The organism is Caulobacter sp. S45 (assembly GCF_009765965.1).
Lineage (GTDB): Bacteria > Pseudomonadota > Alphaproteobacteria > Caulobacterales > Caulobacteraceae > CAHJWH01.
The window spans coordinates 2747512-2755287 of the sequence record NZ_LMUL01000014.1 but is presented as its reverse complement, the minus strand read 5'-3'; the positions used below and the strand labels follow the sequence as shown (position 1 = coordinate 2755287).

General features: G+C 67.0%; 6 protein-coding genes. 1 reads left to right on the top strand and 5 read right to left on the bottom strand.

The window, feature by feature from the left end:
* On the bottom strand, nucleotides 1-1373 hold a 1373-nt coding region (locus GSQ87_RS19715; protein WP_254063106.1), incomplete at its 3' end, for a methyl-accepting chemotaxis protein.
* Nucleotides 1374-1678: 305 nt separating this feature from the next.
* Between GSQ87_RS19715 and GSQ87_RS19710 the strand changes: the two genes are divergently transcribed.
* On the top strand, nucleotides 1679-3892 hold the full coding sequence (locus GSQ87_RS19710; RefSeq protein WP_158917406.1) for a TonB-dependent siderophore receptor: 2214 nt from the start codon (nucleotides 1679-1681) through the stop codon (nucleotides 3890-3892).
* Between the two features lie 7 nt (nucleotides 3893-3899).
* On the opposite strand, the gene GSQ87_RS19705 is transcribed toward GSQ87_RS19710, so the two are convergent.
* The 4 genes from GSQ87_RS19705 to GSQ87_RS19690 all read right to left on the bottom strand — a co-directional run bounded on the left by GSQ87_RS19705 (nucleotide 3900) and on the right by GSQ87_RS19690 (nucleotide 7775).
* The gene (locus tag GSQ87_RS19705; protein WP_158917952.1) at nucleotides 3900-4772 is read right to left on the bottom strand and encodes a ferredoxin--NADP reductase; all 873 of its coding nucleotides are present in this window, start codon (nucleotides 4770-4772) and stop codon (nucleotides 3900-3902) included.
* A 75-nt stretch (nucleotides 4773-4847) separates the two neighbouring features.
* Nucleotides 4848-5594: a phosphoadenylyl-sulfate reductase gene (locus GSQ87_RS19700; protein WP_158917404.1), complete on the bottom strand. Its 747-nt coding sequence runs from the start codon at nucleotides 5592-5594 to the stop codon at nucleotides 4848-4850.
* Between the two features lie 5 nt (nucleotides 5595-5599).
* Nucleotides 5600-6127 (bottom strand): DUF934 domain-containing protein, encoded by a 528-nt coding sequence (locus tag GSQ87_RS19695; protein ID WP_158917402.1) that lies wholly within the window; start codon nucleotides 6125-6127, stop codon nucleotides 5600-5602.
* Complete coding sequence (locus tag GSQ87_RS19690) at nucleotides 6117-7775, bottom strand: nitrite/sulfite reductase (protein ID WP_158917400.1); 1659 nt, start codon at nucleotides 7773-7775, stop codon at nucleotides 6117-6119. Before GSQ87_RS19690 ends, GSQ87_RS19695 begins: the two co-directional genes overlap by 11 nt.
* Nucleotide 7776 lies beyond the last annotated feature (1 nt).

Genomic DNA, 7776 nt, shown 5'->3' with positions numbered 1-7776 from the left:
ACCCCGGCGTTGAGCGCCAGCAGGTTGGTCTGGAAGGCGATCTCGTCGATCACGCTGATGATGTTGCCGATCTGGCGGGAGGACTGCTCGATCCCGCTCATGGCCGCGACCGCATCGCGCACCACCACGCCGGAGCGTTCGGCGTCGGACTTGGTGGCGACCACCGCGTCGCGCGCCTCGATGGCGCCCTGGGCGGTCTTCTTCACCGTGGCGGTGATCTGGTCGAGCGCAGCGGCGGTCTGTTCCAGGCTGGCGGCCTGTTGCTCGGTGCGCCGCGACAGGTCGTCGGCGGCCACCGAAATCTCGCCGGCGCCGGAATGGATGGCCGAGGTGCTGCCGACCACCGTCTTCATGACCTCCTGCAGCCGATCCATCGCCGCGTTGAAGTCCTCACGCAGTTTCTCGTACTCGGCGGAGAAGGGTTCGCTCAGGCGGAAGGTCAGTTCGCCCGCCGACAGGGTGGACAGTCCGACCGCGACGCCTTCCATGGCCATGGTCTGGCGCTTGGCGGCCTCGGCCTTGTCGGCCTCGTTGCGGGCGCGTGCTACTTCGGCTTGCTGGCGATGTTCCGCGGTTTCGCCTTCCAGCCGGATCTTCTCCACGGCGGCGGCCTTGAAGGCCTGGACCGCTTCGGCCATCTGGCCGATCTCGTCCTTGCGGCCGACAGCCGGCACCAGGACCGTATTGTCGCCGGCGGCCAGGCGGCGCATGGCCGCTGTCATCTCGCCGAGGGGGCGTCCGATCGCCTGGGTGATGGTCCAGCCCATGGCGGCGCCGATCGCCAGGCAGGCCAGCAGGCCGCCCAGGACGAAGGTCTGCACCTGGCCCATCGCCTCGCGGCTACGGCGGGTCCAGTTGTCGGACCATTGGGAAATGTCGCCGCGAAGCTTGCTGGACATCTTGTCGAGGATGCCGCCGATCGGCGAATTCGCGGAAATCTGCAGGGCCTTCAACCGCAGCGAAGGATCGGCGACCATGCTGGCCACCGTGTTCGACAGCTTGTGGGTGTAGTTGTTGCTGACCACGCTGTAGCGATCGAGGATGGGAAGGAACTGGGGCGCATCGATGGTCAAGGTTTGGCGCAGGCCGGTGATGTCCTTGGCGATCATCTCGATGTCGGTATCGACCTTGCCGCGCTCTTCGCTCTGCCCCGTCATCATGAACTTGCGGGTGCTGGCCTTGAGGGCCTCCTGGTGCCAGTTCAGTTGATCGAGCAGGTCGATGGCCCCGCTGGACACCGAATTGAGCCGCTCGGTCTCGGCGAGCTGGGTCACGCGCATGAAGATCAGGGTGGACGTGATCGCCACAATGGCCAGCACGGCGCCGAAACCGATTGTGAGCTTTCCGGTCAAACGAATGTCAGCGAACTTCAAGCCGATCCCCCAGGCATATCGTGACGAGTTCAGCGCCCACCCGCGCCGCACGCCACTGACCTGAGTATCCGTAAGGTTTACTCCTTACGATTCGGTTCATTATTGAACGGCCATTCACCGCGTCGTCTTCGCAGAGCCGAGCGGCGAAAAAATGGGCTCGAACCTCCATGCGTATCCTAAAGGCTACGCTGACTTCGGAAATCCTCCGGCCCCACCTCGCGACGAGACCGCGTCGCTGGCATAAGTGAGTGCAACGTGCTTCGGTGCCATTTGGTATACGATCCAGCGGATTAGGCGGGGGCCAGATGAATTTGAAGGCGGTTTTGGGCGCGACGGTCTCCTTGCTTGCTCTTGCGACGCAAACCTCGCTGGCGCGCGCGCAGGACAACACGGTGTCGACCGTGGTGGTCACAGCGCCCCGCACAACGCCGCTGGACCAGGTGGTGTCGATCGACAAGACCGGCACGCCGATCCAGGACCAGCCCCGCAGCATCCAGATCGTGCCCCGCGAGCTGATCGACGAGCAGGGCGGGATCAAGCTGACCGACACGCTGCGCAACGTCAGCGGCGTGACCCAGGGCGGCCAGTTCGCCTTCGGCTTCTTCGACCGGGTGATCATCCGCGGCCTGAACGCCACCTACCTCAACGACGGCCTCCCGGACGGGACCTCCGACCTGACCGGCGTGACCCATTCCCTGACCGGGGTCGAGCGGGTCGAGGTGCTGAAGGGACCGGGTTCGGCGCTCTATGGCAGCACCGAGGAGGGCGGGACCATCAACCTGGTCCACTACAGGCCGAGCGACGCCTTCGACGCGGGCCTCAGCGAGCAGTACGGCTCCCATAACACCACGACCACCGACGTCTTCGCCACCGGCCCCACGGGTCTGGCCAACGTCGATTACCGGGTCGACGGGGAATACGAGCGCTCGGACGGCTTCCGCGGCCTGAGCGACGAGACCGGCGAGTTCCTCGGCGCGCTGAGATGGCGGCCCGCCCAGCACGATGTCGAGCTGCGCTTCGAATACCATCACCTGGAGAACACGCCGGACGCCACCGGCATCCCGTTCTCGCCGCCTTCGGGCACGGGCAAGCCGATCCAGGTCCCGGTCGACGACACCTATTCGACCCCCTACGCCTTCGCCAACCAGGACATAGAGCGCCTGTTCCTGACCGACGCCTGGACGGTGAACGACTATCTGACCGTCAACCTGCGCGGCGCCTACACCAACCGCGATGTGGACCTGGCGCGCAACGCCGGCGGCACGGTGAAGCTGGTCGGCGCGACCTACGCCCTGACCAGCCGCCAACTCCGCCACCAGGAGGATCACTTCGGCGACCTGAATCTGCAGGCCGAGCCGACCTGGCGCTTTAACACCGGGTCGCTGAAACACGTGCTGGTCACCGGCTTCGAGGTGCGGCGCATCGATGGCGACACCGAGCGTTCGACCGCCGACCTGCCCAACATCAACAACATCCTGGCCCCGGTGGTGAACGACGGCAGCTTCTCGTCGCTGAGCTTCAAGTGCGACAACAGCCACAGCTGCGACGACGCCAACCTGTCGGCCCACTTCTACAGCCTCTACGCCATCGACCAGATCGACGTCACCGACGCGCTGAAGGTGCGCCTGTCGGTGCGCCAGGACTGGTTCGATACGGAAGGGGACGCCAAGACGCTATTGCCGGCCAACCCCGGCCAGGAACAGCCCTGCAACCCGCCCCAGCTCAACGCCTGCCCCTGGGTCCCGGGTCAGCCGATCAAGCGCGACGACTCCCTGGTCTCCTACGATGTGGGTCTGGTCTACTTCCTGACCCCGGCCCTGTCGGTGTTCGGCGGTTATTCCAGCGACGCCTATCCGATCTTCAACACCGAGGAGCCTGAGAGCATCGGCCAGACGCCGGAGCGCGGCACCCAGTTCGAGGGCGGCGTGCGCTTCGAGCGCGGCGCGTGGTTGTCGCTATCCACCTCGCTGTACCGGGCGACGCGCGACAACGTCTTCACCTTCCTGACCGAGCCGGCGCCGGGCGGGACGGGCAATATCGACGTGGCCCAGGTGTTCTCCTACCGCGTGCAGGGCTGGGAAACCGACCTGAACCTGCGGCCGACCCACGCCTGGAACGTGATCGCCAATCTGGCGGTGCAGGACCCGACCATAACCAACTATCCCGCCACCCCCGCCGACGTCGGGCACGGCGTGCCGAGCGTGCCGTCGCTGCTGGCCAACGCCTTCACCACCTACGACCTGCACCTGCCGATTACCGGGCCGGTGGAGGACCTGCAGTTCGCCTTCGGCGCGCGCTATCGCAATCATGAGTTCGCCGACGCCGCCGAGACCCGGCTGGTGCCCGGCGCGCCGCTGTTCGACGTCGCCGTCTCGATCCCGCACGACCGCTGGACCGCCAGCGTCGGGGTGAAGAACATCCTGGACCGCCGCAACTTCCTGTACGGCGACGGCACCGGCGGCGGCGCGTTGCCGGGCGACGGACGCACGGCCTATGTGAGGTTGTCGGCGAAGCTTTAGGGCTGAATCAGCCGACGAAGGCGCGTTCCAGCACGAAGTCGCCGGGCTCGGAGTTGGACCCTTCCTTCATGCCCTGGGCTTCGAGCATGTGGGCCACGTCCTTGATCATAGCCATGGAGCCGCACAGCATGATCCGGTCTTCGGCCGGGTCGAACTTGATCTGAGACAGGCCAGCGTCGGCGAACAGGCGGCCGCTCTCGATCAGGTCGGTGATCCGGCCCTGGCGCGTGAAGGGTTCGCGGGTGACGGTGGGCAGATAGGCCAGCTGCTCGCGAGCCAGTTCGCCGAACAGTTCGTCGTTGGGCAGATCGTGCTCGAACATCTCTCGGTAGGCCAGGTCGCGCACCTCGCGCACGCAGTGGGCGACGATCACCTTTTCGAAGGCGTCGTAGACATCCGGGTCGCGGGCCACCGACAGCCAGGGCGCCAGGCCGGTGCCGGTGCCAAGCAGGAACAGTCGCTTGCCGGGCAACAGGGCGTCGAGCACCAGGGTGCCCACCGGCTTCTTGGCCATCAGGATCTGGTCGCCGGGCTGGATCTTCTGCAGGCGCGAGGTCAGCGGGCCGTCCGCCACCTTGATCGAGAAGAACTCCAGCTCCTCGGCGTAGGAGGGGCTGGCGATGGAGTAGGCGCGCAGGATCGGCTTGCCCTGGGTCCCGTCTTCCTTGGCTTCGCCCGGCAGGCCGATCATGACGAACTCGCCCGAGCGGAAGCGGAAGCTGGCCGGACGGGTGATGCCGAAGCTGAAATACTGGTCGGTCCAGTGCTTCACCCACAACACCGTCTCCACATTGTGGGTGGCGCTGACGATCGGGGCCTTGGCTTCGGGCGCATGGCCGTCGGTGTTCTGGGCGGACGCGACGTCGTTCAGGGCGCCCATGCTCATATCGTTCATCAAACCTATCCGGAAGCGCATTGGAGCCTGAACGCGATCAGGCTCGAAAGGTCTTGGCGTTCAAATCCCCCCGCCGACGTCTTCGCCGGTCGGGTCGGGACCGCGACGCAGCGTATGTATGCCGCACTCGGTCTTTTCGGAACCCGCCCAGCGGCCGGACCGAACGTCGCTGCCCTCCTGTGTGGGTTTTGTGCACGGCCAGCAGCCGAGCGACGCGTAACCGGCCTGCACCAGGGGGTGGGCCGGAAGCGCGTGCTCGGCCACATAGGCGTCGAGCTCGATCTTGCCCCAGGCGGCCAGGGGATTGAACTTCACCTTGCCATCGCTGCGCTCCACCACCGGCAGATGCATGCGGTCCCCGCCATGGAATCGCTTGCGCCCAGTGATCCAGGCGTCGAAATTCCGCAGCGCCACATTCAAGGGCGCGACCTTGCGCACGGCGCAGCAGGCGGCCGTGTCGGTCCTGTACAGGTCGGCCTTTGGATCGTGCAGGGCGAGGTCGGCGTAGGCGGGGCGCAAATCGCGCACGTCAGTCAGGCCGAGCTGTCTGGCGAGCGCCTTGCGGTAGTCCAGCGTCTGGGCGAACAACTGCCCGGTGTCGAGGAACAGCACGGGCGTGCGCGCGTCCAGCCGGCTCAGCATATGCAGCAACACCGCCGATTCCGCCCCGAAGGAAGAGACCATCGCCGTCCGCCCCGGCGCCGTCGCCAGGGCCGCGGCCAAGATGTCCTGCGGCGCAGCCTCTCGCAACGCGCCGTTCAGCGCGGAAACGTCGATGGCTTCGGGAAGGTCGGCCTCGAACGGCATGGATGTCAGACGCTCCGCGGCGGGGACGCCGACCCGGCGCCTTCCCGCTCGAGGAAGGCCGGGGCCCTGTCGTCGGCTGCGGCCTGGTAGACGTGGTGGAAGCGGAAGGCCGACCGCGCCCACTGTTCGGGCGTGGAGCCGTCGGACGGCTCGAAGGCGTCGAACCCGCAACGCACCATGAAGTGGGCCTGCTCGCGCAGCACGTCGCCGACCGCGCGAACCTCGCCGGTGAAGCCGTAGCGCTCGCGCAGCAGGGCGGCGGCGCTGTAGGCGCGACCGTCGCGGAACTTGGGGAAGGTCAGGGCGACCAGGCTCAGGCGCGGCAGGTCGTAGGCCAAGCCCTCCACCGGCTCGTCGGGCTGGAGCACCACCCCGACCTTGCGCCCCGCCGACAGCCAGGCGTCGCCGTCAGCCTGGAACCGGACCAGCGAGACGAGCACCGCACCTTGCGTCGGCGCCGGTTCGTCGGCCTCCAGGACCACGAAGGCGTCCTCCGCCGTCTCCAGGCGGCGATCGTGCAGCTTAATGAGCATCGGCGTAGACCGCGGCTTTAAAGGGGGTGAGGCCCACGCGCAGGTAGGTGTCCAAGAACCGTTCGCCCCCCTGGCGTTCCTTCAGGAAGGCGTCGACCAGGGCGTCGATGGCCGGCGCCACCTGATCGTAGGCGAGCGCCGGGCCGAGCACGTCGCCCAGCCGCGCGTCCTCCGCCCCCGAACCGCCGAGCGTGAGCTGATAGTATTCCTCACCCTTCTTATCGACGCCCAGGATGCCGATGTGGCCGACATGGTGGTGGCCGCAGGCGTTGATGCAGCCGGAGATCTTGATCTTCAGCTCCCCAACCTTCTGGGCCAACTCCGGCTCGGCGAAGCGGGCGGCGATGGCCTGGGCCACCGGGATGGCGCGCGCGTTGGCGAGCGCGCAGTAGTCCAGTCCCGGACAGGCGATGATGTCGCTGGCCAGGCTGATATTGGGCGTGGCCAGGCCCGCCGCGTTCAGGGCGGCGTAGACCTCAGGAACGTCGTCCAGTCGCACATGAGGCAGCACCAGGTTCTGCTCATGGGTGACGCGGATCTCGTCGTGACCGAAGCGCTCCGCCAGGTCGGCGACCACGTCCATCTGCTCCGAAGAGCAGTCGCCGGGGACGCCGCCCGGCGGCTTCAGCGAGATGTTGACGATAGTGTAGCCCGGAGCCTTGTGCGGCTTGAGGTTGTTGCGGGCGAACCGCGCGAAGCCCGGGTCGGCCTTGCGCGTGGCGTCGAACAGCGGCGAGATCGCCGGCAGCGCCTCGAAGTCCAGCCGGCTGAACGCGCCTCGGATACGGGCGAGCTCCGTGTCCGGCAGGTCGACCTTGTCGTGGTCGATCTGGGCCCACTCGGCCTCGACCTGACGGCCGAACTCCTCGGCGCCCAGGCTGGCGACCAGAATCTTGATGCGGGCCTTGTAGATGTTGTCCCGCCGGCCCAGCCGATTGTACACACGCAGGATCGCGGTCAGATAGGACAGCAGGTGACGCACCGGCAGGTGCTCGCGGATGGTCTGGCCGATATAGGGCGTGCGGCCGAGCCCGCCGCCGACCATCACCTCGAAACCGAGCTGGCCGTCGCGCGCCCGCCGGAGCTGGAGCCCGACGTCGTGCACCTTGGCGGCGGTGCGGTCCTCGGGCGCTGCGGTCACCGCGATCTTGAACTTGCGCGGCAGGTAGCTGAACTCGGGGTGGATCGTCGACCACTGGCGGATCGCCTCGGACCAGACGCGCGGGTCGTCCGCCTCATCGGCCGTAGCGCCCGCATAGGGGTCGGTGGTGGTGTTGCGGATGCAGTTGCCGCTGGTCTGGATGGCGTGCAGGTCCGCCTCGGCCAGGGCGTCCAGGATGTCGGGGGCGTCGCGCAGCTTGATCCAGTGGAACTGGATGTTGGTGCGGGTGGTGAAGTGGCCGTAGCCCTTGTCGTAGGTGCGCCCGATCCAGGCCAGCCGGCGCAGCTGGTTGGAAGACAACGCGCCGTAGGGGATGGCCACGCGCAGCATGTAGGCGTGGAGCTGCAGATACAGCCCGTTCATCAGCCGCAGCGGCTTGAACTGGTCCTCGGTCATGTCGCCGGCCAGGCGGCGGGAGACCTGGTGGCGGAACTCGTTGGAGCGATCGGTGAGGATGCTCTTGTCGATGGCGTCGTAGCGATACATG